Source organism: Pseudarthrobacter oxydans (genome assembly GCF_030812335.1).
In the GTDB taxonomy this organism is placed as follows: Bacteria; Actinomycetota; Actinomycetes; order Actinomycetales; family Micrococcaceae; genus Arthrobacter; species Arthrobacter oxydans_B.
Genome location: NZ_JAUSSN010000002.1, coordinates 469,312 through 494,656 on the forward strand (window position 1 = coordinate 469,312; position 25,345 = coordinate 494,656).

Below are 25,345 nucleotides of genomic sequence, written 5' to 3' on the forward strand. Positions count from 1 at the left end.
GAGGCCGATCCCGAAAAACGCCGAACGGCGCACCGGGAATTTCCGGTACGCCGTTCGGGGTGAACGCAGCCTTGGTTAAGACTCTGCCGGCATAACGCCGGCCCGTGAAACTAGCCCAGCATGGACAGCACGCCGCTGAACTTCGCCGAGGGCCGCATGACCGCGGTGACCTTGGCCTCGTCCGGGTGGTAGTACCCGCCGAGGTCCACCGGGGAGCCCTGGACGGCGAGGAGCTCACCGAGGATGGTCTCCTCCGCGGAATCCAGCGCGCCGGAGACGGCAGCGAACGCCGCGGCCAGCTCGCCGTCGTCGGTCTGGCGGGACAGCTCCTGGGCCCAGAACTTGGCCAGGTAGAAGTGGCTGCCGCGGTTGTCTAGCTCGCCGGCCTTGCGCTTCGGGGACTTGTCCTCGAGCAGGAAGGTGCCGGTGGCGCGGTCCAGCGTGTCGGCAAGGATCTGCGCGCGGGCGTTGCCCGTGGACGTGGCCAGGTGCTCGAAGCTGACGGCGAGGGCCAGGAACTCACCCAGGCTGTCCCAGCGCAGGTGGTTCTCCTTGAGCAGCTGCTGGACGTGCTTCGGGGCGGAGCCGCCGGCGCCGGTTTCGAAGAGGCCGCCGCCGTTGATCAGCGGAACCACCGAGAGCATCTTGGCGCTGGTGCCCAGTTCCAGGATCGGGAAAAGGTCGGTGAGGTAGTCGCGCAGCACGTTGCCGGTCACCGAGATGGTGTCCTCGCCCTTGCGGATGCGCTCCAGGGTGAAGGCCGTGGCCTCCGCCGGGGGCATGATGCCGATCTGCAGGCCCTCGGTGTCGTGCTCCTTGAGGTACTCCTCGACCTTCGCGATCATCTGGGCGTCGTGGGCGCGGCCCTTGTCCAGCCAGAAGATGGCCGGCATGGCGGACGCGCGGGCGCGGGTGACGGCCAGCTTGACCCAGTCGCGGACCGGGACGTCCTTGGTCTGGCAGGCGCGCCAGATGTCGCCCGGGGCGACCTGGTGCTCGATCAGCACGGTGCCGGCGTCGTCGACTAGCTGGACGGTGCCGGCGGACTGGATCTCGAAGGTCTTGTCGTGGCTGCCGTATTCCTCGGCGGCCTGCGCCATCAGGCCGACGTTCGGGACGGTGCCCATGGTGGTCGGGTCGAAGGCGCCGTGAGCGCGGCAGTCGTCGATGACGACCTGGTAGATGCTGGCGTAGCTGCTGTCCGGGAGGACGGCGAGGGTGTCGGCTTCCTGGCCGTCGCGGCCCCACATGTGGCCGGAGCTGCGGATCATGGCCGGCATGGAGGCGTCCACAATCACGTCGGAGGGGACGTGCAGGTTGGTGATGCCCTTGTCGGAATCGACCATGGCCAGCTCGGGGCCGTCGTTCAGGCCCTTCGTGATGGCCGCCTCGACGTCGCCTCGGATCTCCTCGGGGAGGTCCTCGAGGCCGTTGAGGATGGAGGCCAGGCCGTTGTTCGGGCTCAGGCCGGCGGCGGCGATCTGGGCGCCGTAGGTGTCGAAGAGCTCGGCGAAGTACGCCTTGACGACGTGTCCGAAGATGATCGGGTCCGAGACCTTCATCATGGTCGCCTTGAGGTGGGCGGAGAACAGCACGCCCTCTTCCTTGGCGCGGGCCACCTGGGCCGCGAGGAAGGTGTCCAGGGCGGCGGCGCGCATGACGGTGCCGTCGATGATCTCGCCGGCGAGGACGGGGAAGGCCCGCTTGAGCACCTTGACCGTGCCGTCTTCCTTGACCAGCTGGATCTTGACGGTTCCGTCAGCCTTGATGACGACGGACTTCTCGTTGGAGCGGAAGTCATCGGCGTCCATGGTGGCGACGTTGGTCTTCGACTCCGCGGTCCAGGCCCCCATGCTGTGCGGGTTCTGGCGGGCGTAGGCCTTGACCGAGAGCGGTGCGCGGCGGTCGGAGTTGCCTTCACGCAGCACCGGGTTGACGGCGGAGCCCTTGATCTTGTCGAAGCGGGAGCGGATGTCCGTCTCTTCGTCCGAGGAGGGGTTATCCGGGTAGTCCGGGAGGGCGTAGCCCTGGCCCTGGAGCTCCGCGATCGCGGCCTTCAGCTGCGGTGTCGAGGCGCTGATGTTGGGCAGCTTGATGATGTTGGCTTCGGGCTTCTTGACGAGGCCGCCGAGTTCGGCCAGGGCGTCACTGACGCGCTGCTCTTCGGTGAGGTAGTCGCCGAACGCGGCGATGATTCGGCCGGCCAGCGAGATGTCGCGGGTCTCCACTTCCACACCGGCCGTCGAAGCGAAGGCTTCAACAATCGGCAAGAACGAATAGGTGGCCAGCATCGGCGCTTCGTCGGTGTGGGTATAGATAATCTTTGCCATTGCTCGGGCGTCTCCCTGAAGGTCTGGGTATTTCCGGAAATTTTGTGCCAATTCAACACCCCTAACTTACCCGAGGGAGTAGGGTTGCCGCCTACCGGCGTCGTACGCCCCAGACTCCGTGACGCCGGCAACATGCTGTGACAAGAATTGACAAGATGCTTTACACCTCCGTCAAAGTACCGTAGTTTCATTCCCATCACAGCGGCCACCACCGGAGGCCGCACCGCATTCCACCGGTTAGGACAACCATGAGAACACCCAAGACTCTGGCCACCAGCCTCCTCAGCCTCTCGGCAGCGGCACTGTTGGCTTTGAGCGCCGCGGGCGCAGCGAGCGCCGCCCCGGCACCCGGCAACGCGCCGATGGAAACGTCGGGGGTCAGCAGCCACACCGTCGTCGAGACCGGCGGGGCGGAGTACTGGACGGAAGAGCGGATGCGCAGCGCCATCCCCGGCGACGTGCTGGCCGAGAGGGCCATGCAGAAGAGCGCCAACTCCAAGGCCGCCGTGAACCGCCCGGCGGAAACTGGGGCGCCCAGCACCGTCGAGTCCCAGGCTCCGAACCTGCAGGCGAAGGAAGTCCAGAGCAAGGCGAACGCGAGCGAGACCCCGGTCAAGCACATCGGCAAGGTCTTCTTCACCCTGGGCGGCTCCAACTACGTCTGCTCCGGCAACTCGGTCTCCTCCACGAACAAGAGCACCGTCTCCACGGCCGGGCACTGCCTCAACGAGGGCCCGGGCGCCTTCGCCACCAAGTTCACCTTTGTCCCGGCCTACCTCGACGGCGCCGCCCCGTACGGCATGTGGACGGCCAAGTCCCTGCACGCCCCGACCCAGTGGAGCTCCGGCGGCGACATGACGTACGACACCGGCTTCGCCGTCATGAACCCGCTCAACGGCCAGACGCTCTCGGACGTGGTGGGCGCCTCGGGGCTGCAGTTCAACGCCGCCCGCGGCCTCACCTACAAGGCGTTCGGCTACCCCGCGGCACGGCCCTTCAACGGTGAATCCCTGAAGAGCTGCAGCGGCACCGCCACGAACGATCCCTACAACCCGCAGTTCAACTCCCAGGGCATCCCCTGCAACATGACCGGCGGATCCTCGGGCGGCCCGTGGTTCATCGGTGCCAGCTCCACCGGCTACCAGAACTCGGTCAACAGCTACGGCTACGGCAGCAAGTCCACCACGATGTACGGCCCGTACTGGGGCTCGGTCATCCAGCAGGCCTACGCCACCGCGGCCGCGTCCTAAGGCAACACCCGGCAACACCCATACCAGCGCGGGGTCACTCGAGGCCCATCTCCAGCAGTGGGGATGGGCCCAGGTGGCCCCGCGTTGACGTGTGCCCGGCGCCGGGGCGCGACGGACATGTCCCCCGCAAAGCTCAATGCGTGAACATATTCCCCATATGCCCAGCTCTCGGCTCCAAGAATGAGCATGTCCCCCGGCCGACATTGCTTACCGGGCCTGCTCCTCGTCCGCTGCACGGGACATGTCCCCCGAGGCTCTCAGCGCGTGGACATGTTCCCCATATGCCCACTCCTAGCCACGAAAAATGGACATGCCCTCCGGGAAAGGGAGGGCATGTCCATTCGTGGTGGAGCCGGGTGCGCGGAACCCCGCGCGCCCGGCTCAGCGGGACCCCTTAGTGGAAGAAGTGCCGGGCGCCGGTGAAGTACATGGTGATGCCCGCGGCGTTGGCTGCAGCGATGACTTCCTCGTCGCGGACAGAGCCGCCGGGCTGGACGACGGCGCGGACGCCGGCGTCGATCAGGATCTGCAGGCCGTCGGCGAACGGGAAGAACGCGTCCGACGCGGCCACGGCGCCGCGGGCACGCTCCGGGGCACCGGACGCGTCGGCGTTGGAGGCACCGCCGGCGCCGTCGACTTCGGACTCCACGCTCACGCCCAGCGAGTTGGCCCGCTCGACGGCGAGTTTGCAGGAATCGAGCCGGTTGACCTGGCCCATGCCGATGCCCACGGCGGCACCGTGGTTGGCCAGCAGGATGGCGTTGGACTTGGCCGCGCGGCACGCGGTCCAGGCGAATGCGAGATCAGCCAGGGTCTCGGCGTCGGCGGCGGCACCGGCGGCCAGGGTCCAGTTGGCGGGGTTGTCCCCCTCGGCGTCGACCTTGTCCGTGGCCTGCACCAGCATGCCGCCGGAGACCTGGCGGAATTCGGTCGGGTAGCGGCCGTAGCCCTCGGGCAGGGCCAGGAGGCGGATGTTCTTCTTCTTGGACAGGATCTCCACGGCCTCGTCCTCGAAGCCCGGGGCAATCACGACCTCGGTGAAGATGCCCGCCACGGTCCTGGCCATGCCGGCGGTGACCGTGCGGTTGGCCGCGATCACCCCGCCGAACGCGGAGACCGGGTCGCAGGCGTGCGCCTTGGCGTGCGCGTCCGCGATCGGATCCGCCGCGGAGGCGGACCCGACGGCCACGCCGCAGGGGTTGGCGTGCTTGATGATCGCCACGGCGGGCTCGGCGAAGTCGAAGGCCGCGCGCAGGGCCGCGTCGGCGTCGACGAAGTTGTTGTAGCTCATGGCCTTGCCGTGCAGCTGGTCGGCCTGCGCGATGCCGGCCGGGGCGGCCCGGTCCACGTAGAGGGCGGCCTGCTGGTGCGGGTTTTCGCCGTAGCGGAGCACCTCGGAGCGTTCCAGCGCCAGGCCTGCGTAGGCGGGCCAGTCGATGACGCCGTCGCCGTCCTCGTCGAGGAACTGGCTCGCGGTCCAGCTGGCCACGGCGGTGTCGTAGGTCGCGGTGTGCGCGAAGGCCTTGGCGGCCAGCCGGCGTCGGGTCTTCAGGTCAAAGCCGCCGGAAGCGGCGGCGGCCACGACGTCGTGGTACGAGGACGGGTCCACCACAATGGCGACGGCGGCGTGGTTCTTCGCGGCGGAGCGCACCATCGCGGGGCCGCCGATGTCGATCTGCTCGACGACGTCGTCCTGCGCGGCGCCCGACTTCACGGTCTCCACGAACGGGTACAGGTTCACCACCACGAGGTCGAACGGTTCGATGTTCATCGACGCGAGCGTGTCCATGTGGGCCGGGACGCGGCGGTCGGCGAGGATGCCGCCGTGGACGCTCGGGTGCAGGGTCTTGACGCGGCCGTCGAGCATTTCCGGGGAACCGGTGACTTCTTCGACTTCCTGCACCGGGATGCCGGCGGCGGCGATCCTCTTGGCGGTGGAGCCGGTGGAGACGATCTTGACGCCGGCGTCGTGCAGGCCCCGCGCGAGCTCCTCCAGACCGGTCTTGTCGTAGACCGAAATCAGGGCCCGGCGGATGGGAACACGGTCGATGGATACACGGTCAAGCTGCGTGAAGCTCACAAAAGTCTCCGTCTTATATCGCGGCGGGGCCGCGGGTGGTGGGGATGCGGCCAGTTTATCGCGTCAGCGCGCCGGGCCTTTCCGCGCGCCGGAGTATGAAGCGGACCGCACCGGCGCGCGCGGCCACGTAGAGTTTTCCCAGGAGGCTGAGATGAATACGTACACCACTGTGCCCAGCGGCGAACAGGTGGTCCAGGAACTGCCGTGGCGTTGGAAAGTGCAGGGCCGGATCTTCCTGATCGGCGGCCTGGGCTTTATGTTCGACGCCTGGGACGTCACGCTCAACGGCATCCTGATTCCGCTGCTGTCCAAGCACTGGTCCCTGACCCCGGGCGAGGCCGCCTGGATCGGGGCCTCGAACCTGATCGGCATGGCCCTGGGCGCCTTCGTCTGGGGCACCATCGCGGACACCATCGGGCGCAAGAAGGCCTTCACCGCCACCCTGCTGATCTTCTCCATCTTCACCGTGCTGGGCGCCTTCTCCCCTGATTTCCTCTGGTTCGTCGCGTTCCGTTTTATGGCCGGCTTCGGCCTGGGCGGCTGCATCCCGGTGGACTACGCGCTGGTGGGCGAGTTCACGCCCCGCAAGCAGCGCGGAAAGGTCCTCACCGCGATGGACGGCTGGTGGCCGATCGGCGCCGCGCTGTGCGGGTTCGTGTCCGCCGGGCTCGTGGCCCTGTACGGGGACTGGCGGCTGACCATGATGGTGATGGTGCTGCCGGCGCTGCTGGTGTTCTGGGTCCGCCGCAGCGTGCCCGAATCCCCGCTGTTCCTGATCCGCAAGGGCCGCCGGGAGGAAGCCGCCAAGGTCATCGATGACCTCGTCGCGGCCACCGGGGCCGAGCCCCGCGTCTACAGCCTGCCCGAGGCGCAGGACGCGCCGCGGCTCTCCGCCGGCAGCGCCTGGACCCAGCTGCGCCTGCTCTGGCAGTACGACTGGAAAATCACGACGGCGGCCTGGTCACTGTTCTTCAGCATCCTGCTGGTCTACTACCTGTCGCTGACCTGGATGCCGCGGATCCTGATCGGCGCCGGCTTCGAGGAGTACAAAGCCTTCCTCACCACCGCCTCCATGGCCGCCGTCGGACTCCTGGGCGTGGTGGTTGCCGCGCTGCTGGTGGAGCGCGTGGGCCGGAAGTGGATCCTGGCGATCACCGGCCCGCTGTCCGCGCTGACGCTGGTCATCGTGGCGATTGTGGTGGACATCCCGACGGCGGCCGTGTTCTGGCTGCTGGTGTTCGGCTTTGTGGTGCAGGTGGCCATCCCGGTGCTCTACGCCTATGTCTCGGAGCTGTATCCGACGGAGCTGCGCGGCTCGGGCTTCGGCTGGGCCTCGACGTTCTCCCGGCTCGGCGCCGGCTTCGGCCCGCTGGTCTTCGCCGCGTTCCTCTGGCCGGAGCTGGGCCTCGCGACCTCGTTCGCCATCGCCGGGGTGCTGGTGCTGCTCAGTGTGCTGTGGATGGCGTTCTTCGCCCCCGAGACCAAGCAGCGCCACCTCGCCTAAGCCGCCCGATCCCCCGTTCCCCCCTCGGATCCGTCCCGCACCGGCGGATGCGCTATCACTTTTGGTGCTTCTGGGAGCTCAGAAGCACCAAAAGTGACAGCGCAACGAGAGAGTCAGGGGCGGGAGGGGTACTTGGTGGGGGGCATGGCGGGGGTCGCCGCGGCGAGGGATGCCAGGGTCGAGACCAGGAGCCGGCGCTCGACCACCTTGATCCGTTCGTGCAGGGACTCCTCGGTCTCGCCGTCCGCGATCGCCACGGCCTCCTGCGCGATGATCGGGCCCGTGTCCACCCCGGCGTCGGCCCAGTGCACCGTGCAGCCGGTGACCTTCACCCCGTAGGCCAGTGCGTCGCGGACCCCGTGCGCGCCCGGGAACGAGGGCAGCAGGGCCGGGTGGGTGTTGAGGTATTTGCCGCCGAACGCGTCGATGAAGTCCGCGCTGACGATCCGCATGAACCCGGAGGACACGACGACGTCGGGCGCGTAGGCGGCCACGGCGTCGGTGAGCGCGGCGTTCCAGGCCGCCCGGTCCGGGTAGGCCTTGAAGTCCACCACGAACGTCGGGATGCCGGCGGCGGCCGAGCGCTCCACCCCGTAGGTGCCGGGCCGGTCCGCGCCCACGGCGGCGATCTCGACGTCGAGCCGGCCCTCTGTCACGGCGTCGATGACGGCCTGGAGGTTGGAGCCGGTGCCGGAGACGAGGACTACGATGCGCATTGTCCTAGCTTATGGGGCCGCTCGCGTAGGCTGGAAACCATGAATCCCCCGAACGACTCCGCCGGCAGCAGGGGCGGGCAGCCGCAAGGCCAGCACCCGCTGAGCGACGCGGCCAAGGCCTCGCAGGCCAAGACCCACAATCTGTTCCGCAGCTTCATTGTGGCGGTGCTGGGGTCGTTCTTCGTCTACCAGCTGGACATCAGTTACCTCTGGCTCAGCGCGCTCCTGACGGTGGCCGGCATCGTCCTGGGCATCATGGTGCTGGTCCGGTACGCCAAGTTCAAGGAATCCAAGTTGGTGCTGTTCGGGACGATCGCCGGGCTGGTGGTCCTGGCCGTGCAGGTGCTGCTGCTCCTGACCTCGGCGCTGTTCTTCAACCAGGTCCGCGACTACCAGCAGTGCAGCCGCCAGGCCCTCACCCAGCAGGCGGCCTCCAAGTGCCAGACCCAGCTGGAACAGTCGCTGCCGCAGTTCCGCTAAACGCGGAGCCGCGTCACAGGGACGCCGTCTCCAGGTCCGCTTCGCGCAGCTTCTGCTGGCGTTCCAGCCAGGGTCCCGCGGCGTAACCGATCACGACGCCGATCCCCACCTCCGCGGCCACGAACAGTGCCGTCCGGAGCGGGTCGGGTCCGATCTCGGTGAGCCGTCCGATCCCGGCGGAACCGCGGGCCAGCCAGGCCAGGCCCGCGGCCAGCAGCCCGGCGACGCTGCCGACCATCACGCCGAGCGCCAGGGTGGAGACCGTGGCGGTGAACCAGCGGGCGCGGATCTTGATCGAGAGCCATTCGTCGAAGTGGTTTTCCCCTTCGCGCAGGAACCACCAGCCAGCGAGGGTTCCGGCGAGGACCGGCACCACCAGCGCGGCCAGCGCGAAATCCAGCGGGCCGGCCGGCAGGGCCGCGAACACCGGGATCGACGGCAGCGGCCCGACGGCGGTGCCCAGCGCCCCGGCCTGGGAACCGACGCCCAGGGCAACGCCCGCACCGGAGATCCAGGCGAGTGCGAACACGACCAGGTTGGGCAGGAAGCCGAGCTGCGCGATGGTGAGCATCGCGCCTCCGGTCGCCCCGGCGTCGAGCGCTTCATAGACCGCAACCACAAGATTCCAGTGGATGAAGAAGGTGGCGGCGAGCAGCACGCAGGACATGGCCAGGCCGGCCATCAGCGCCACGAAGCCGGCTTTGACCGCGGACCCCAGGTAGGAGCCGGCCCAGCGCGAATGCTGGCTGGTGCGGGAAAGCCAGGCCACGGCGTCGACGCCGATCAGGCGGCTCCAGGAGCCGGCCTCACGGCGGGCGCCGATCACCATGCCGAGCCCGAATGGGATCAGCGGGATGAGGGCGGCGGACCAGAGGCCCACGCCGACGTCGTCCGTGCGGCAGACAAAGCCGGTGGTCAGACCGAACGCGGCGTACATCAGCCAGGAGCCAAGCAGCGCCTGCCAGAGCTGGTCCGTATAGGAGGCCCGGGCCAGCCGCCGGCCGGCACGCCAGGCCAGCAGGAACGGAATCAGGGTCAGCCCCAGCGGGGTGAGCGAGAGGACGCCGGACTGATGGGCGGCCGCGGAGCCCGTGCCGACGGTCTCCAGCAGCAGCGGGACGCCGTGGATCAGCAGCCAGGCCTGCCCTGCGAGGCGGGCCAGGGCGTCGGGTTCGGCGTTCAGGAAACCGGCGGTGGCCCACACGGCGAGGATCGGGGCGGCCACCACCAGGGCGGAAATTATGGCTGCCTGCGCCGACTCCAGGACTCCCTGCAGCCACAAGGGCATCGGAAGTCCACGTTCCCCGGTCTGATCAGCGCGCAGTTTCATCGTGTTCCATGGTGCCATGTGCGGAGGTTCCTGCCTGTTCCGACAGGCTCAACCGGCCGATTCGGCACGGATTTTCCCGGATTCCCGGCGTTCGGGGCTGAATTCAACTACCCACCCTGCAGGCGCTTTTTTCCGTACTCCGCCGTAAAATTGGAATGTCCGCAATCAGTGGTTGGAGGCAGAAAATGACTACCGCATCTCCACATGCACACGGCGTTCACTTCGGACGGACAGATGTCCAGAACGTCGGCATGGGTGTAGGTATCGTCTTGATCGTCGTGGGCATCCTGGGGTTCATCCCGGGCATCACCACGCAGTACGACTCATTGGCGATCGTTGGACCGAATTCCACGGCCCTGTTCCTGGGCCTGTTCCAGGTATCGATCCTGCTAAACATCATTCAGGCCCTCATCGGCACCATCGGCGTGGTGATGTCCCGGAACAACCCCATGGGCGCCCGGAACTTCCTCATGGGCTTTGGCCTGCTGTACATCGTCCTTAGCGTCTATTCGCTCATTGTCGGCGTGGGGTCGGTGGCCAACTTCCTGTCGATGAACGTCATGGGTGCGTGGGGCTTCATGATCTTGGGCGTAGCAATGGTAGTCGCCGGCTGGCTGTTGTCGAGGCATCTGGCTGACGACGCACAAACCCGGTAAGCAACAACCGGGACAAAGGGAGCCGCGAATGAGTAACGTTTCATAGCAATCTGAAAATTCGTACTACCTGCTGGTGCAGTCGCCTCGCGGAAACGCAGCGACTGCACCAGCTTTCTTTGTGTGCGGGGGGTGGGTGAGGCGTGCGGCGGGCGTGCGGGCGTGCGGCCGAACTCCCCATTCGCCACGAATGGCCGCTATGAGCCGGCCGCCCTCACCCGTTCGCCACGAATGGTCGCTATGAGCCGGGCGCCCTCACCCGTTCGCCACGAATGGTCGCTATGGCTCCCCGAATAGCGACCACTTGCGTCAGATCGCCGCGTGCATGTCGCGGGCCTGCAAAGATTTACGACGCCGGCGCCAGACTCCCGTGCGCCGGACGCCACGCCCCTGGCGAAGCTCACCCATTAGCTACAAGCGGCCGCCAAGCATCCTTGCTTGGCGGCCGCTTGCGTCCAATCGCCCACCTGAGGGCGGTGGCTAGAAGCGGATCTGGGAGTACGGCAGGCTCGGCAGGTTCCCCGCCGTCCAGGGGCGGTCCGATTTTTCCAGCGGAATGAGCCCGCGGCCGTCGCGAACCACCAGCACCACCGTGCCAACGATGGCGAACAGGGCAACCGCCGCCAGGATAATCAGCAGAACCACAATGGACCCGGTCATGACCAACACCTCTAAGATCAATTTTACTGCGGTCCGCGCCTGCGAGAATGGCCAGATGACCGCCATCATCCTGGGCTGGAACCCGGACCGCTGGAATGCCTGGAACTACGCCGCCGCCGTCGACCGCGTGGCCGCGACCGGGCTGCACCTTGAGCGCTGGAGCGCGGGCGGCCCGGAGAGCATCGCCGCGGGCACGGACGTCTGGCTACTCCTGCAGGGTGACCACGGCCGGGGACTTATCGGCCACGGAGTCGTGGTTTCGGAGCAGCCTGACGCCGGGCCGCACTCGATCGTTTCAGCCGGTGCCGCGCCCGATGAGGCCGGGGCGGACGAGGCCGCGGTGTCGGTGCAGGTGGCCTTCGACTCCCTGCTGCCGCACGGCGAGCAGATCGCCGTCGACGTTCTCACGGAGGCGCTGCCCGGCGTCCCCTGGGGCGATGATGATGCCGCCGGGCTGAGCGTTGAGCCGGCCGAGGAATCGGCGATCCGGGCCCTGTGGCGGGACTTCGGGCCGCTGCCCGGCCCGGACCCCACCCGGCCCGGTCCCGGCACCTACCCGCAGGACGCGGTCACCCGGGTCGTGGTGAACCGCTACGAACAGGACCCCGACGCACGGCGGGCCTGCATTGCGCTCCACGGCAGCAGCTGCGCGGCCTGCGGGTTCTCCTTCGAGCAGAAGTACGGCGAAATCGGCCTGGAGTTCATCCCGGTCCACCACCTCGTCCCGGTGTCGCAACTGGGCAGCGGCTACGAGCTGGACCCGCTCACGGACCTCATCCCGCTCTGCGCCAACTGCCACGCGATGGCGCACGTCGGGGTGGGCACTCCGCGGACCGTCGCCGAGCTGCGCCGGATCATCGCCGACGCCGGGTTCCTCCGCGGATCCACGGTCACCGACGAACAGCTCGAGGCCCAGCGGCAGGCCCGCGAGCTCCTGGGACCGCAGTAGGCCCGGCCGTTTGCCACAAATGGCGGCCACGCGGGGTGGACATGCTCATTCTTCGCCGTAACGAACGGGCATATGGGCATTATGTCCAGCCCTTGGCCCGCACAGAGCGCATGTCCAGCGGGCATACGGCATTATGTCCAGCCTCTGACCCGCACGGAGCGCATGTCCAGCGGGCGGGGCGGGCCGGCCGCAATGAGCGGAGCACATCACAAGCGGACATGCTCATTCTTCGCGGCCACGAGGGAACATATGCGTGTTATGCCCAGCCTTGGGCGTGACCGGAGGGCATGCCCAGTGGACCACGAGCAGCACGACCCCAGTCCCGGCCCACACCCCGTTAACCCACTCTTCCCTCCCCCGCCATTCGCCCACCCCCGCGCCGACAGCATTCCCCCGCACTGTTGAGGGGTGAGGATCGCAATTGTTGCTGAGTCATTCCTGCCGCTGATGAACGGGGTCACCCACTCGATCCTGCGGGTCCTGGAGCATCTGCAGGAGCGCGGAGACGAGGTGCTCGTGATCGCGCCGTCCACACAGGACACGGGCACCCCCGACGAGGTCTACGGGGCGCATGTCCACCGGCTGCCCTCGGTGCCGCTGGCCGGCTACGCGAACGTCCGGGTGGCGATGGGCGGTGTCTCCCGGGTCAAGCGAATCCTTGCCGGGTACGCCCCCGACGTCGTCCACCTGGCGTCGCCGTTCGTGCTCGGCTGGCGCGCGGCGCAGGCCGCCCACCAGCTGGGGATCCCCACCATCGCCGTCTACCAGACCGAGGTCCCGGGCTACGCCGGCCGCTACGGCGTCCCGTTCCTGGAGAACTGGGCGTGGAACCGGGTGGAGAACATCCACCTGCTGGCCTCCCGGACCCTCGCCCCCTCCAGCTTCGCGCTCAACCAGCTCCGCGGCCGCGGCCTTCCGCGGGTCGAGATGTGGCGGCGCGGCGTGGACACGGAACGGTTCTCCCCGGACAGGCGCGACGCCGGCTGGCGGGCCGCCGTCGCCCCGGCCGGCGAGCGCATCATCGGCTACGTGGGCCGGCTCGCGGTCGAAAAACAGGTGCAGGACCTCGCCGTGCTCGCCGATGTCCCCGGCACCCGGCTGGTGATTGTGGGCGACGGCCCCCAGCGCCAGGCCCTCGAGAATGCCCTGCCGGACGCGGTCTTCACCGGGTTCCTCGGCGGCGGGGAGCTGGCCCGCGCGGTGGCGTCCTTCGATCTCTTCGTGCACCCCGGCGAGTTCGAGACCTTCTGCCAGACCATCCAGGAGGCGATGGCCTCTGGTGTGCCCGTGGTCGCCACCGGCCGCGGCGGCCCGCTGGACCTCGTCGAGAACTCCCGCACCGGGTGGCTGTATGAGCCGGGGAACCTGGCCGCCCTGCGTTCCCATGTGGTGGACCTGACGGGCGACGACGCCAAGCGTCGCGCGTTCGCCGCGGCGGCCCACGCTTCGGTCCAGGGCCGGACGTGGTCCGCCCTCTGCGCCGAGCTGGTCCAGCATTACCAGGCGGTCCTCCCCGCCCGTATCCCCGCCACCACCCCTCAAGGAGTCACCCTGTGAGAATTTCCGTGATCGGCTGCGGTTACCTCGGAGCCGTCCACGCGGCCACCCTCGCCTCGATGGGCCACAGCGTGGTGGGGATCGACGTCGACGCCGCCAAGGTGGAGCAGCTGGGCCGGGGCGCGGCACCGTTCTTCGAGCCTGGGTTGGACGAACTCCTGCGCGACGGCATCGCCACCGGCCGGCTCGGCTTCTCCGCTGACTTCGCCGACACCGCCCAAGCTCAGCTGCATTTCCTCTGCGTGGGCACACCACAGGCCAAGACCTCCGACGGCGCCGACCTCAGTTACCTCGTCGCCGCCACGGAGGCGCTGCTCCCCCATCTGGCCGCACGGTCCGCCGTCGTGGGCAAGTCCACCGTCCCGGTCGGAACGGTGGACATGCTCCGCGGTGTGCTGTCGGCGCGGCCAGACGTGCTCCTGGGATGGAACCCCGAATTCCTGCGCCAGGGCACGGCGGTCAAGGACTCGCTGGTCCCGGACCGCCTGGTGTACGGCATTCCCGAGGACGGCTCCTGCGGGGTCGGCACGCCAGGCGACACCCTCCCCGACGGCGGCCCCGCCCGCACCGGCCCAGGGAACGGCAGCACACCGGGCACCGGCGCAGCGGTCACCGCCCTCCTCGATGCCGTCTACGAGCCTCTGCTGGCCGCCGGGATTCCGCGTCTGGTCTGCAACTTCGCGACGGCGGAACTGATCAAGTCGGCGTCGAACGCGTACCTTGCCACGAAACTCAGTTTCATCAACGCCATGGCCGAACTCTGCGACGCGACGGGCGCCGACGTGAAACAGCTGGGCGCGGCGATGGGCTTCGATCCGCGCATCGGCAGCCGGTACCTCCATGCCGGCCTGGGTTTCGGCGGCGGCTGCCTGCCGAAGGACATCCGCTCCCTCCGGGTCCAGGCGGCGGGCCTGGGCGTGGATTCGGTGGACCGGTGGATGGCGGTGGTGGATTCGATCAACCAGGACCAGCGTTCCCGCACCGTAGGGCTGGCCCGGGAACTGTGCGGCGGCGAGCTCTGCGGCCGCCGGGTCACCGTGCTCGGCGCGGCCTTCAAACCGGACACGGACGATATCCGGGACTCCCCTGCCCTGGCCGTTGCCCTCCAGCTGGCGTCGGCCGGCGCCCATGTCACGGTGACGGACCCTGCCGCGATCAACAACGCGTGGCTCCGCTACCCGCAGCTGCGCTTCGAGCCGTCCACGACCGCGGCCCTGGAAGGGGCGGAGCTTGTGCTGCTGCTGACCGAGTGGGACGAGTACGCCGCGCTCCGGCCGGCCGCCGCCGGGGCGCTGGTCCGGCGCCGCACCCTGCTGGACGCCCGGAACGCCGTCGACGCTGCGGCCTGGGAGGCGGCAGGCTGGACGGTCCGCGGCCTGGGACGCGGCCTGCGCCGGGGCCGCGCGACCGACCCGAGCGTAGCCGCGGGCCACCGGCTGGTCCCGGCCAGCCCGACCATCGCCGGCCCGCCCCGCTGACAGGACCCGCCGGCACGACCCCACGTCAGGACCCACCAAGGACCCGCCGGCACAACCCGCCGGCACGCCGGGCGCCGAAGCCCGGGCGCCGACACGCCGGGCGCTGAACCCGCACGCCGAAACCCGTGCGCTGAAACGCCGGGCTCACGTGGTCAGCGCCCGGCCGTGTGGCCCCTATGATTTCCTGAGGGGAGGGACTCTATATGAACTACCGGTGGTCTCAGATATGTACGGCGGTGGCACCGTGACGGCTTCCCCGCACCCGCCGCCCGGCGTCGAGTCGGTGCTGGAGTCCAGCCCCGATGCCCTCCTGGTGATCGCCGAGGACGGCACCATCCGCCTGGTCAACGCCGCCGCCGAGCGCATGTTTGGCTATACCCGCGGTGAGCTCGTGGGCCAGGACCACCGCATGCTTCTCGCCGAAGGGTTCCGCAGCGGCTTCCACCGGCTCTTCTTCGCCCTCCGCAAGGACGCCGACGCCGGCCGCACCGCCGTCAGCGGGCCCGGACCCGCCACCGCGCCGGACGCCGCCGCCGGCACCGTCCCCACAACGGCCGGCACCGCTCCAGGCACCGCCCCCACAACGGCCGCCGCCTCCGCCCTCCCCCCGGTCGAGGCCTACGGGGTGCGGCGCGACGGCACCGAGTTCCAGGGCGAAGTGGCCTGCTCGCTGCTCGTCCAGGACACCGACGGCGCGCCCCTGAGCATGGCCGTCGCCGTCCGCGACACGTCGCACCGGCGCGCCGCGGACGCGGGGCTCCGCGAGGCCCTGTCCCTGCTCAGCGCCACGCTGGAATCCACGGCCGACGGCATTCTCGTCGTCGGCGGCGACGGCCGGATCGCCAGCGTCAACAACCAGTTTGTCTCCATGTGGGGCGTCCCGCGCGAGCTGCTGGCCACCCAGGACGACGACGCCGTGATGGGCTTCGTCATGGACCAGCTGGTGGACCCCGAGCAGTTCGTCGAGAAGATCGCTGCGCTTTACGCCGATCCGGACTCCGAGAGCCACGACGTCCTGGACTTCCTGGACGGCCGCACCTTCGAACGCTATTCCCGCCCGCAGAAGGTCGCGGACCGGGTCGTCGGCCGGGTGTGGAGTTTCCGCGACGTGACCCCGGCCCGGGTCGCGCAGGACCTGATCACCCAGGCCATGGCCGATCTCGCCGAGCAGGCCGCCCTGCTCAAGGCCCTCGCGTTCCAGGACCCGCTGACCGGGCTGTCCAACCGGCAGCTGTTCAACGACCACCTCGAGGCTGCCCTGCGCGGGCCGTGCGGCACCGCCGTCGACGTCCTGCTCCTGGACCTGGACGACTTCAAGGAAGTCAACGACATCCTGGGCCACCACGCCGGGGACCAGCTGCTGATCGAGGTCGGCCGGCGCCTGCGGGAGTGCATCCGCCCGAACGACGTTGTAGCACGCCTGGGTGGTGACGAATTTGTGGTGCTGCTGGTCGGTTCACTGGACCCCGACGCGGTGGCCGACCGGATCGTGGCGTCCCTGCGGGCGCCCCTCTGGATCGACGGGACCATGCTGCGCCCGAGCCTGAGCCTGGGCCTGGCGTCGATCAAGGAGGACGCCGTGGACGCCTCCGAGCTGCTGCGCCGCGCCGACATCGCGATGTACGCGGCGAAAGCTGCCGGGAAGAACCGGTACCTGCGGTTCCGCCCGAAGATGATGAAATCCCTCGTGGAGCGCACCGAGCTGGAGGCGGGTCTGCGGCTGGCGGTGGACGCCGGCGAGATCGCCGTGCACTACCAGCCCATCGTCTCGGCCCGGAGCGGCGTCGTGGTGAAGGTGGAGGCGCTGGCCCGCTGGGAGCGCGACGGCGGCATCGTCCCCCCGGCGCAGTTCATCCCGGCGGCGGAACGCAGCGGCCTGATTGTCGAGATCGGCACGGAGGTGCTGCTGAAGGGCTGCACAGAGCTGGGACCCTGGCTGGCGGAGGACTCCGTGCGGGCCCTCGCCGTCAACGTCTCCGGGGTGCAGCTGCAGCACGGGGACTTCGCCGAACTGCTGCTGGCCGTCGCCAGGAACACCGGCGTGAAGCCGCGGCAGCTGGTCGTGGAAGTCACCGAAAGTGTCTTCTTCCACGACGACTGCCACGTGATCCAGCAGCTCACCGCGCTCCGGAACGCCGGCGTGCGGGTGGCGCTGGATGATTTCGGCACCGGCTTCTCCTCGCTGGGGCGGCTTCAGGGGCTCCCCGTGGACACCCTGAAAATCGACCAGTCCTTCACGTCCATGATCCACACCGGGGACGAAAAACTGCCGATCCTTTCCTGCATGATCGCCATGGCGCACGGCCTGGGCCTGACCGTGACCGCCGAAGGCGTCGAGACGTCAGCGCAAGCCGAATACCTGATGAAGCTGGACTGCGATTCGCTGCAGGGCTTCCTGTTCTCCCGCCCCACCGGCGGCCCGGGACTGCAGCCCGCCATTGCCCGGTCCAACGACGCGTTCGCCGCCCTTCGGGGGGAACGGGTCTCCGAGCCCCGGTGACCCGGGCCCGTTCCGCGGCCGGGTACTGGACAAGGGACCAGCGGCCCCTATGATTCAGGAACGCATTGTCCGCGGCGCCGCCGCCGGATCAGCCATCAGCACATTAACCGTCGCTTCGGGGGGCCGGTATCGCCGTGGGAACTGGGATTGAAGAAGCCCTGCTGGAGCAGGGTCCCGATGCTGTCTTGCTGCTGACCGCGGACGGGACCATCGCCTTCGTGAACGCGGCCGCCGAGCGCCTCTTCGGCTACCCGCGCGAGCAGTTGCTCGGCGCCCGGCACACCGTCCTGCTCTCCGAGGACGAGCGCGGCGGCTTCCTGCGGGTCCTGGGCCGGCTGGGCCGCGGCAGCCTGTCCGGCAGCCGGCCGTTCGCGGCGGCAGGCCGCCGTCGGGACGGCAGCGAACTGTCCCTGGAGATCACCTGCTCGCTGGTGACGCTCGACGACGGCCCGGCCATGGCAGTTTCCGTCCGGGACGGCAGCCACCGGGAAGACACCGATTCCGGGCGCCGGCTGGCCGTCTCGCTGCTCGATGCCACGCTGGAATCCACCGCCGACGGCATTGTGGTCATCTCCAACGAGGGACTCGTCACCGGCATCAACGACCAGTACCTGAAGCTGTGGGGCATGCCGCCGGAGATGCTCGCGGCGGAGGACCCGACGGCGCTGGTCACCTTCATCTCCCGGCAGCTGCGCGATCCGGACTACTTCCTGCAGAAGGTCTCGGAGCTCTACGCCGACCGGGTCAAACAGAGCCACGACGTGCTGGACTTCAAGGACGGCCGCACCGTGGAGCTCTACTCCCGGCCGCAGAAGGTCGCGGAGAAGATCGTGGGCCGAATCTGGAACTTCCGCGACATCACCTCCACCCAGCGCGCCCAGGACCAGGCCCGCCGCGCCCTGGCGGAACTCGCCGAGCAGGCCGACAAACTCAAGGAACTCGCGTTCCAGGACCCGCTGACAGGGCTGGCCAACCGGACACTCTTCACCGAACGCGTCGTGGCAGCGCTGCTAACCCTCGATCCGGTGCATGTGCTGCTGCTGGACCTGGATGACTTCAAGGAAGTGAACGACATCCTGGGCCACCACGCCGGGGATGAGATGCTGGTGAAAATCGCCGGCCGGCTGCAGCAGTGCGTCGGGCCGCACGGCACCGTGGCGCGCCTCGGCGGGGACGAGTTTGTGGTCCTGCTGATCGGCTGCAACGATTCCGACGCCGTGGCGCAGCGGATCGTGGCGACCCTGAACGCCCCGTTCTCCATCGAGGGGACGCTGATGCGGCCGGCCCTCAGCCTGGGCGTCGCCTCGCGCGGCGCCGGGGCGATGACGTCCTCGGAGCTGCTCCGGCAGGCGGACCTGGCCATGTATGCCGCCAAGGAAGCCGGCAAGAACTGCTACCTGCATTTCCAGCCGGCGATGCTGACCGAGCTGCTGGCACGGACCCAGCTGACCGCCGGGCTAAGGCGGGCCGTGGAGCTGGGGCAGATCATCGTGCACTACCAGCCCGTGGTGTCCACCGAGCTGCTGGAGGTCGTGCAGTTCGAGGCGCTGGCCCGCTGGCAGTTCGAGGGGAAGCTGATGCCCCCGGACGAGTTCATCAGGACCGCCGAACGCAGCGGCCTGATCCGGGACATCGGGGCGGAGGTGCTCCGGCGCAGCTGCGCCGAACTGCAGCCCTGGCTGGCGGAGGACCCGTCCCGGTCCCTGGCGGTGAACGTCTCCGGCGTGCAGCTGCTGCACCGGGACTTCGCCGAACGCGTCCTGGACATTGCGGCGTGGGCCCACGTGGACCCGCACCAGCTGGTGCTGGAGGTGACGGAGAGTGTGTTCTTCGATCCCCGGACCCACGTCATCGCCCAGCTCGAGAGCCTGCGCGGGGCCGGCATCCGGGTAGCCCTGGACGATTTCGGCACCGGCTACTCCTCGCTGGGCCGTCTGCAGGAGCTCCCCGTGGACATCGTCAAGATCGACAAGTCGTTCGTCTCCATGCTGCACACCGGGGCGGAGAAGCTGCCGATCCTGACCTCGATGATCCACATGGCCCGCAGCCTGGGCCTGAAGGTCACCGCCGAGGGCATCGAAACCTCGGAACAGGCCCGCTACCTCATGGCGCAGGGCTGCGATGCCCTGCAGGGCTTCCTCTTCTCCCGCCCGGAGCCGGAACACCGCCGGGAACTGGGTATCCGCAACACGGCCGCGGCGGTTGCGGCCCTGGCCGAGGTGGCCCGTCCGGGATAGCCTGCCCGGCATTCTTGGGCGCGGCATGATGCGCAGCGCCCCGCAACCGGCAACTGCGCATATGCTTCAGGGAGCGCAGCCCGCCTTGCTCTCCGCAGGAGCGGCTGCCATCCGTATCCATCGGCTTGGGGGCAGGCAAAACACATGGAAGCTGGACTCGCAGACCTGCTGCTCGAACACGGCCCGGATCCGCTGCTGCTGCTCGCTCCGGACGGGTCGATCTCCTACCTGAACACCGCCGCCGAGGAGCTCTTCGGCTACTCTCGGTCACAGCTGCTGGGCACCGACGCCGGCCTGCTCCTGGCCGCGGCCTTCCGCGCGGAGTTCCGCGCTCTCCTCGCCGGGCTGGCCAGACCGGCGCCCCGTGCCGGCGAGCCCATCGCCGGCCACGGCCGCCGGGCTGACGGCACCGAAATCCCGGTCGAAATCACGTGCTCCCTGCTGCCCGCCGCCGAGGCAGGCTCGGCCGCGCCGTCCGTCGCGCTTTCGGTCCGCGGCGCCGGGCACCGGACGGAGCCGCACCCGAAGCACCCGGACGACGGCGGCGGGACAGCGGGCGGCGCCGCGCACCGCCGTCGGACGCTGGCTGCGTCGACGGCCGCTCCCGCCGCCTTTGCCGGCCGCGATGACCAGGTGCGGGCCGGTGTGCTGCGTGATCCGCTGACGTCGCTGCCCAACGGCACCCTGTTCAACGAGCGGCTCGCCGCCGCGCTGCGCCGCCCGGACCCGGTGGATGTGCTGCTGCTGAGCCTGGATGACTTGAAGAACCTCACCGGCCTGCTGGGCCGCTCCGCCGCGGACGAACTGCTGGTGGAGGTCGCGAGCCTGTTGCGCAACTGCGTCCGCCCGCACGACACCGTGGCCCGGCTCGGCGGCGACGAGTTCGTGGTGCTGCTGACCGAATGCCAGAACGCTGACTCTGTGGCCGCGCGGATCGCCGAGTCACTGTCCGGGCCGCTGCGTGTCGGCGGGTCGCTGGTCCGGCCGGGCGTGAGCATGGGCCTGGCCTCCCGGTCGTCCCCGACGCTCGACGGCGCGGAGCTGCTCCGGCGCGCCGACACTGCCCTGACGGCGGCGAAGTCGGCCGCGAGGGACGGCGGCAGGAACGCCTGGCTGCGGTTCCGGCCGGAGATGCTGAACACCGGGGCCGACGTGTCCGCCGCGGCGGACATGTCCATCGGGGCCGACGGCCAGGCCGGGCTCCGGCAGGCGGTGGAGCTGGGCGAGGTCTCAGTCCACTACCAGCCCGTGGTGTCCCCGGGGCGCGGTGCGGTGGTGCAGTTCGAGGCGTTTGCGCGCTGGGAACGGCACGGCCGGCTGGTCCCGCCCAACCAGTTCCTGCCCGTGGCCGAGCAGAGCGGCCTGATCCGCGAGATCGGTGACGAGGTCCTGCGCCGGGCCTGCGCCGAGATCCGGCCCTGGCTGGCCGGCGATGCCGCATGCAGCGTCTCGGTGAACGTCTCCGGCCTGCAGTTCCAGAACCGGGACTTTGCCACGGAGGTGCTCGCGATCCTGGCGTCCGCCGGGGTGGATCCGCGCCAACTCAGGCTGGAACTGACCGAGAGTGCGTTCTTCGGGCCGGACTCGGCGGTGCTGCGTCAGCTGAGCGCGTTGAGGGCGGCCGGCGTGCGAATCGCGATGGACGACTTCGGTACGGGCTACCTGTCCCCGGACGGGCTCGCGGAGCTGCCGCTGGATGAGGTCAAGATCGACCGCTCCCTGGTGGCGATGATCAGGTCCGGCCAGGAACTGCTGCCGCTTTTGGGCACCATGATCGACGCAGCGCACGCCCTGGGCCTGCAGGTCACGGCCGAGGGCGTCGAAACAGCGGAGCAGGCGAAGTACCTGATGGATCGCGGCTGCGACTCCCTGCAGGGCTATTTGTTCGCCCGGCCGGCCCCGGCCGGCGGGCTGGCCGGGGCCGTGGAGAGCGCGCTGACAACGATCGACAAGGTCGACGCCGCGGGTTAGCCCGGCGCGGCTTACCTGCGCCTGCCGTGCAGCCCGGCGCCTACTGCCGGCGGTCGAGCTCGTCGAGGTCCGCGCCCACCAGCGTCGCGCTGCGCTCCCACAGCTCCCGTGCCAGCTCCGGGTCGTACGCCAGCTTGTTGGCCTTCGCCAGCGCCCGCTTGGCGTAATACGCGCCGGAGACCCAGTCCTGTCCCGGGGTGGCCGTGGCAAGCCACACGAGGGTGTCCGCGCCCTGTTCGGGGCTCAGCATGAACCGGTTGAGGAAGCTCCGGTAGAGGAACCGGAACGGGCTGGTGGTGTCCGCGGCGAAGTTGGTGGCGACGACGCCGGGGTGGAAGGCCGCCGTCGAGATCCCTGCCGCCTGGTAGCGGTTGTTCAGCTCCGCGGTGAAGAGGATGTTCGCCAGCTTGGCGTTGCCGTAGGCGAGGTTGGCGGAGTATTTGGTGGCCGTCCCGAGGTCGTCGAGGTCCAGCTTGCCGTACAGCGAGTTCGCGGCGCTGGAGGTGTTGATGACGGCGGCGCCGCTGGCGGTCAGCACGTCCATCAGCTCGGTGGTGAGCAGGAACGGGGCCAGGTGGTTGATCTGGAAGGTCTTCTCGTGCCCGTCCACGGTGAGCCCGCGCTGGCCCATGATCCCGCCGGCGTTGTTGGCCAGGACGTCGATCCGCGGGTACTTCTCCCTCAGCTGCGCGGCGAGTTGGCGCACCTGTGCCAGTTCCGCGAAGTCGCACACGAAGTGGTCCGCGCCGATCTCCCGGGCGATGCGCCCGGTCTTCTCCGCGGAACGCCCGACGACGACCACCCGTTGCCCCTGTTGGCTCAGCGTACGGGCGGCGGACGCCCCGATGCCGTCGCTGGCTCCGGTGATGACAATGGTCCGTGCGGTCATGGGGAAGTCCTTTGAACGGAAGCGGGTGGCGTTCGTAGAACGAGGCCCGGCCAGGTTATGTTCCCGGCCGTGCGCCGGCACCGCCGCGGGGGCGGCCCTTGGCGCACCGGGTCTCTCACGAACCGCCCGCGAGGATTGAACGAACCCCTGTCAGGCCTGCGACCTTGAGGGCAGCGGTCGAGTCGGTGGTGGTCCCGTTGCCTAGTTGTCCGTTCTGGTTCCTCCCCCAGGCGTAAACCGAGCCGTCGGAGGCAAGGGCATAGCCGTTGCCGCTGTTCACGGACAGCTGCTTGGCACCCTGAAGGCCCTGGACCGGCCGCGCTATGACCGTATCGGTGGTGGTCCCGTTCCCCAGCTCGCCTCTGCGGTTGTACCCCCAGCCCAGCGCGCGTCCGTCCCCGAGGACGGCGTAGGCCACCCCGTAAGCCGCGGTGATGGAGACGGCGCCGGAGACTCCCGCCACGCGGACCGGGACTGCGGAGCTCGCCGTGTTCCCGGTGCCGAGTTGTCCGAAACTGTTGTATCCCCAGGCCATCACAGTTCCGTTGCCGAGTAGAGCGTAGCCACTGTGCAAACCGGCGGCGACCGACGTCGCTCCCGTCAATCCCGGAATCTGAGCGGGCACCGGTGCCACCGCGGTGTAGCTGGTGTCGCCTGTGCCCAGGGCCATTCCGCTGTTGGATCCCCAGGACCAGACCTTCCCGTCGGTGCTGCGGGCGTACGTGGTGGATCCGGCCGGGGTCACGGCCGCGATTCCGGCCAGGCCCTTCACCTTGACGGGCACAGCGGAACCAGCCGTTGTGCCGTCGCCCAGTTGGCCGCTGGTGTTGTCGCCCCAGGCGTAGACCGTGCCGTCCGTCAGCAGCGCGTACGCGCTCGTGTCGCCGGCAACCACGGACTTCACTCCGGACAGGCCCTTGACCTGGACCGGGATCGGGGAATCCGCCGTGCTGCCGTTGCCCAGCTGGCCGTGGGCATTGGCGCCCCAGGCCCGGACCGTACCGTCGTTCAGCACGGCATAGGCCGTCTGGTATCCGGCATCGATCCCGGCCACGTTGGCCAGCCCCCTGACGGTAACGGGGTTAACGGCGTCAGAGGTCGTGCCGTTGCCCAGCTGGCCGGCGGCGTTCCCGCCCCAGGCCTTCACGGTTCCGTTCCGCAGCAGCGCATACCGGGAATAGTAGGCGGCCTTGACGGCGGTGGCGTCGATGCCCAGCACCTGCTCCGGGGTGTCGCTGCCCGCGCCGTAGCCGGTGCCCGCCTCACCGAGGTAGTCGGATCCCCACGTGTAGGCCGCCCCGTCGGTTGCGGCGCCCGGCAGGTGGTAGCCGGCGACATCGGCAATCAGCTGCGTCTTCCCAGCGGAACGGTTGAAGAGTGTCACCTTCCCGTCCGCACCGACGGGAACGGTGACCAGGTTCGGAACGGTCTGCCCTTTGGTGTAGTTCACGTTCGAGGCAGCGCTCCGGTCCGTGCCGCTGGCATAGGCGGAGACAAATCCGAAGGATTCCGTCTCTGTCACGGTCAGGTTGAACACCACCGACGCAGCCCCCACGGGAACGCCGTTGACGCCCGCGACCTGGAAGGACACCGGGGAATCGGCGCCTGCGGGGGAACTCTCGCGCGTGTCCAGCACCCGTGTCGGTGCCAGCGCTTGAAATAGCCCCGGAGCCGCGGGCTGTCCGGGCAGGAAGTAGCCCGCGACGTCGGCCACGAGCTGCACGGTACCGGAGGAGCGGTTGAACAGGCTCACTTTCCCGTCGGCACCGACCGGCACGGTGACAAGGTTCGGGACGGTCTGGTCCTTCGAATAGTTCAGGTTCGACGACGTCGGCCGCGTCGTTGCGCCCGGATATGCGGTCACGAACCCGGCGGACTGCGTCTCCGTGGCGGTCAGGTTGAAGACCACAGCCGCAGCGCTCGACGGTACGCCGTGCACACCGGCTGCCTGGAAGGACACCACCGCGTCCGCATCCACGGCGGTGTGCTTGCGCGTGTCAAGGAAGCGCGTCGGCGCCATCGGCCGGAAAGCCCCGGGCAGGGCGGCCTCGCCTTCCAGGTAGAACCCGGCAACGTCGGCGATGAGGTGCGCCGGGCCCGCCGAGCGGTTGAAGAGGGTGACCTTCCCGTCGGGTCCGACCGGCGCTGTCACGAGGTTCGCCACCGTCTGGTCGCGAGCATAGTTCAGGTTCGAGGCCGACGGCGTGTCCTCTCCGCTGGCGTAGGCGGTCACGAACCCGAAGGACTCCGTTTCTGTCACGGTCAGGTTGAACACAACCGCCGCGATACCGGTGGATGTGCCTTTGAATTCGCCCACCGAGAAGGAGACCGAGGAATCGGCACCGACCGGCGTCCCGGCGCCGGACCGTGTATCAAGGCTGCGCCGGGGAGCGATGGAACGATACGAGCCAGGGTCGCCGGGGGTGGTGCTTCCGCCCGCTAGTGCTATCGCGGAGCCTAAGACTGCAGAGGGAACCCTGGCGTGTGCCGGCTCCACCGGAGTGACTAAAACGAAGGCAAATGTACAAACCAGAAAAACTGTCAGCTTTTGAACCCAAGCATTTGAGTGCGGTGTTCGCACAGGTCCCCCCACAGGCCAGAAATGATGGCTCCATGATGAGCCTGAGACGGACTATAGCATTTGAGCAGCCATCTTCCGTTTTGGGGTTAAATGCGGGAGAGCCCCAACCGTGTGGTTGGGGCTCTCGACCGTTTAATGATGTTCCGGCGGTGACCTACTCTCCCACACCCTCCCGGGTGC

General features: G+C 69.0%; 17 protein-coding genes. 10 read left to right on the forward strand and 7 right to left on the reverse strand.

Annotation, left to right across the window (positions count from 1 at the left end; translation table 11 throughout):
* Positions 1 to 110: 110 nt before the first annotated feature.
* The gene (locus tag J2W14_RS05205; protein ID WP_307459313.1) at positions 111 to 2,330 is read right to left on the reverse strand and encodes an NADP-dependent isocitrate dehydrogenase; all 2,220 of its coding nucleotides are present in this window, start codon (positions 2,328 to 2,330) and stop codon (positions 111 to 113) included.
* Between the two features lie 248 nt (positions 2,331 to 2,578).
* On the opposite strand from J2W14_RS05205, the gene J2W14_RS05210 reads away from it, so the two are divergent.
* Positions 2,579 to 3,580: a trypsin-like serine peptidase gene (locus J2W14_RS05210; RefSeq protein ID WP_307459317.1), complete on the forward strand. Its 1,002-nt coding sequence runs from the start codon at positions 2,579 to 2,581 to the stop codon at positions 3,578 to 3,580.
* A 394-nt stretch (positions 3,581 to 3,974) separates the two neighbouring features.
* Here the strand turns inward: J2W14_RS05210 and purH are convergent, their stop codons facing one another.
* Positions 3,975 to 5,660: a bifunctional phosphoribosylaminoimidazolecarboxamide formyltransferase/IMP cyclohydrolase gene (gene purH, locus J2W14_RS05215; protein WP_307459320.1), complete on the reverse strand. Its 1,686-nt coding sequence runs from the start codon at positions 5,658 to 5,660 to the stop codon at positions 3,975 to 3,977.
* 151 nt (positions 5,661 to 5,811) lie between these two features.
* Here purH and J2W14_RS05220 point away from each other — a divergent pair, with 151 nt between their 5' ends.
* Positions 5,812 to 7,164, forward strand: a complete 1,353-nt coding sequence (locus J2W14_RS05220) for an MFS transporter (protein ID WP_307459323.1) — start codon at positions 5,812 to 5,814, stop codon at positions 7,162 to 7,164.
* A gap of 113 nt (positions 7,165 to 7,277) precedes the next feature.
* Here J2W14_RS05220 and purN read toward each other — a convergent pair whose 3' ends face one another.
* On the reverse strand, positions 7,278 to 7,880 hold the full coding sequence (gene purN, locus J2W14_RS05225; protein WP_307459325.1) for a phosphoribosylglycinamide formyltransferase: 603 nt from the start codon (positions 7,878 to 7,880) through the stop codon (positions 7,278 to 7,280).
* Between the two features lie 39 nt (positions 7,881 to 7,919).
* On the opposite strand from purN, the gene J2W14_RS05230 reads away from it, so the two are divergent.
* Positions 7,920 to 8,360, forward strand: a complete 441-nt coding sequence (locus J2W14_RS05230) for a hypothetical protein (protein ID WP_307459328.1) — start codon at positions 7,920 to 7,922, stop codon at positions 8,358 to 8,360.
* A gap of 13 nt (positions 8,361 to 8,373) precedes the next feature.
* Here J2W14_RS05230 and J2W14_RS05235 read toward each other — a convergent pair whose 3' ends face one another.
* The gene (locus J2W14_RS05235; RefSeq protein ID WP_307459444.1) at positions 8,374 to 9,690 is read right to left on the reverse strand and encodes a cell division protein PerM; all 1,317 of its coding nucleotides are present in this window, start codon (positions 9,688 to 9,690) and stop codon (positions 8,374 to 8,376) included.
* Between the two features lie 251 nt (positions 9,691 to 9,941).
* Between J2W14_RS05235 and J2W14_RS05240 the strand changes: the two genes are divergently transcribed.
* The gene (locus tag J2W14_RS05240; protein WP_307459331.1) at positions 9,942 to 10,346 is read left to right on the forward strand and encodes a DUF4383 domain-containing protein; all 405 of its coding nucleotides are present in this window, start codon (positions 9,942 to 9,944) and stop codon (positions 10,344 to 10,346) included.
* A 477-nt stretch (positions 10,347 to 10,823) separates the two neighbouring features.
* On the opposite strand, the gene J2W14_RS05245 is transcribed toward J2W14_RS05240, so the two are convergent.
* Complete coding sequence (locus J2W14_RS05245; protein ID WP_307459334.1) at positions 10,824 to 11,003, reverse strand: hypothetical protein; 180 nt, start codon at positions 11,001 to 11,003, stop codon at positions 10,824 to 10,826.
* Here J2W14_RS05245 and J2W14_RS05250 point away from each other — a divergent pair.
* The 6 genes from J2W14_RS05250 to J2W14_RS05275 all read left to right on the forward strand — a co-directional run bounded on the left by J2W14_RS05250 (position 11,002) and on the right by J2W14_RS05275 (position 21,695).
* Positions 11,002 to 11,952, forward strand: coding sequence for an HNH endonuclease (locus J2W14_RS05250; protein WP_307459338.1), 951 nt, complete (start codon positions 11,002 to 11,004; stop codon positions 11,950 to 11,952). The genes J2W14_RS05245 and J2W14_RS05250 overlap by 2 nt on opposite strands.
* 408 nt (positions 11,953 to 12,360) lie before the next feature.
* Positions 12,361 to 13,509, forward strand: coding sequence for a glycosyltransferase family 4 protein (locus J2W14_RS05255; protein ID WP_307459341.1), 1,149 nt, complete (start codon positions 12,361 to 12,363; stop codon positions 13,507 to 13,509).
* The gene (locus tag J2W14_RS05260) at positions 13,506 to 14,987 is read left to right on the forward strand and encodes a UDP-glucose dehydrogenase family protein (RefSeq protein ID WP_307459344.1); all 1,482 of its coding nucleotides are present in this window, start codon (positions 13,506 to 13,508) and stop codon (positions 14,985 to 14,987) included. The genes J2W14_RS05255 and J2W14_RS05260 overlap by 4 nt, the downstream gene beginning before the upstream one ends.
* A gap of 226 nt (positions 14,988 to 15,213) precedes the next feature.
* Positions 15,214 to 17,487, forward strand: a complete 2,274-nt coding sequence (locus J2W14_RS05265; protein ID WP_307459447.1) for a sensor domain-containing protein — start codon at positions 15,214 to 15,216, stop codon at positions 17,485 to 17,487.
* 134 nt (positions 17,488 to 17,621) lie between these two features.
* Positions 17,622 to 19,724 carry a putative bifunctional diguanylate cyclase/phosphodiesterase gene (locus J2W14_RS05270; protein WP_307459346.1) on the forward strand — a complete coding sequence of 701 codons (2,103 nt, stop codon included), beginning with the start codon at positions 17,622 to 17,624 and terminating at the stop codon, positions 19,722 to 19,724.
* A gap of 144 nt (positions 19,725 to 19,868) precedes the next feature.
* On the forward strand, positions 19,869 to 21,695 hold the full coding sequence (locus J2W14_RS05275) for a sensor domain-containing protein (RefSeq protein ID WP_307459349.1): 1,827 nt from the start codon (positions 19,869 to 19,871) through the stop codon (positions 21,693 to 21,695).
* Between the two features lie 40 nt (positions 21,696 to 21,735).
* On the opposite strand, the gene J2W14_RS05280 is transcribed toward J2W14_RS05275, so the two are convergent.
* Both J2W14_RS05280 and J2W14_RS05285 read right to left on the reverse strand, forming a co-directional pair.
* The gene (locus J2W14_RS05280) at positions 21,736 to 22,584 is read right to left on the reverse strand and encodes an SDR family NAD(P)-dependent oxidoreductase (RefSeq protein WP_307459351.1); all 849 of its coding nucleotides are present in this window, start codon (positions 22,582 to 22,584) and stop codon (positions 21,736 to 21,738) included.
* 115 nt (positions 22,585 to 22,699) lie between these two features.
* Positions 22,700 to 24,844: an RCC1 domain-containing protein gene (locus J2W14_RS05285; protein ID WP_307459355.1), complete on the reverse strand. Its 2,145-nt coding sequence runs from the start codon at positions 24,842 to 24,844 to the stop codon at positions 22,700 to 22,702.
* Positions 24,845 to 25,345: the final 501 nt, after the last annotated feature.